This is a genomic window from Microcystis sp. LE19-84.1B, from assembly GCF_027531875.1.
In the GTDB taxonomy this organism is placed as follows: domain Bacteria; phylum Cyanobacteriota; class Cyanobacteriia; order Cyanobacteriales; family Microcystaceae; genus Microcystis; species Microcystis panniformis.
Window position 1 is genome coordinate 1 of the sequence record NZ_JAPZSR010000027.1, and the last position, 1,252, is coordinate 1,252.

Here is a 1,252-nt window from a genome sequence, read left to right on the forward strand (position 1 = left end):
GCGTTTGAATTGTTCATCTGATAAGTTTTGATAATCCATAATTTTGCTAATAAACATAGCAAAATTATAGATGATTTCCTGACCTAAGATCACATTTTATTCTTTTTTCCACTTCAATCTAAAAATCGAGAAAAAAGCAAAACCCTATATTATACCATAAAAAAATTATGCAAGAGGTCTAATGTAGATGCAATGATTCATACCCAAAGTCAGCAACGCCGAGCATCTTTCAATTTGACAACGCCTAAACCCACAACTTCAATCAATCTGCATGGTGCGTTCCCCAAAAATCTATTGGTGGAGCAGTGGGAGCCACATTAGGGAACGCACCCTACGGCGATGGCGTACTGCTACGCAGTGCCTTCGGCATCCCACTGCATTGGGGTTGTTGGACCGCACACCAGAAGCAAAACATTAATCGCCCCCAAAATCTCGATCGCAATACCAGCTAATGATGCATTCTACCCATTGGATTGCGATCACCAAACCAAGCCATCAACCAAGTTTGCATCTGCTGAATTTCCTGGCGCTGGCTAGTGGCAATGTTCTCAGCAAAGGGCTGGACAGCCTGATGCTTCACCAGATTATGATTCAGGAGCATTTGCGACATCATCACGGCTCCCATATGATGTTTAATCATATCTTGTAAAAAAGTTTGATCTAGGGCATCGCCCTGAAGTTGACTCAGATCGCGCATCATGGGAACGTAGGAGACGCTAATATTCTTTCCGGGATACCACTCGTTAAGCCAGTTTTTCATCTGAGCAATTTCAGCAGTTTGCACTTGAATGATCTTTTGAGCAAACTGCCTCATCTCAGGACGCCTAGTGCGTGCCAGAATAACCTGGGCGGTATCGATTGCCTCCTGATGGTGGGGAATCATTTGGGCAAGATAGTTAAACTCGCTACTGACCTGCATATGAGGCATCATACCCATGCCGTTGGGAGAAAATTGAGCAGAGGCGGAATCTGGAGAATTTCCAGATGGACCGGTCAGAAGTAAAGTTGAGGTTGCAGCCAGTCCAAGAGCGGCAACGGCCCCTAGCACAATAATGGCTTTATTTTTCATGAGAAAAACCATGTAAAAACCTCACTATACTATAGCACTTACCCAGGGCAATCGCACTTATTTTGTATAAATTGTACTTGACAAACCAGACAGTTTAAGCTGTGGGGGCTAGGGGCTAGACATGGCCGCTTGAATCGAGGACACTATCTAGATATCTCATCAGTCCCGTTTACTGCGACTTAA

2 protein-coding genes are annotated in these 1,252 nt (G+C 44.2%); one reads left to right on the plus strand and one right to left on the minus strand.

The genetic code is table 11. From position 1 onward, the window contains the following. Nucleotides 1-305 precede the first annotated feature (305 nt). Nucleotides 306-452, plus strand: a complete 147-nt coding sequence (locus tag O9324_RS01640; RefSeq protein ID WP_288139309.1) for a hypothetical protein — start codon at nt 306-308, stop codon at nt 450-452. Here O9324_RS01640 and O9324_RS01645 read toward each other — a convergent pair. After that, a complete protein-coding gene (locus tag O9324_RS01645) occupies nt 449-1,081 on the minus strand; it encodes a DUF305 domain-containing protein (protein ID WP_353851667.1) in 633 nt (210 codons plus the stop codon). The genes O9324_RS01640 and O9324_RS01645 overlap by 4 nt on opposite strands. Between the last annotated feature and the right edge of the window lie 171 nt (nt 1,082-1,252).

What these genes read in the sequence shown, in the direction of transcription:
- O9324_RS01645 (WP_353851667.1), bottom strand. Translation starts at nt 1,081, where the DNA reads ATGGTTTTTCTCATGAAAAATAAAGCCATTATTGTGCTAGGGGCCGTT.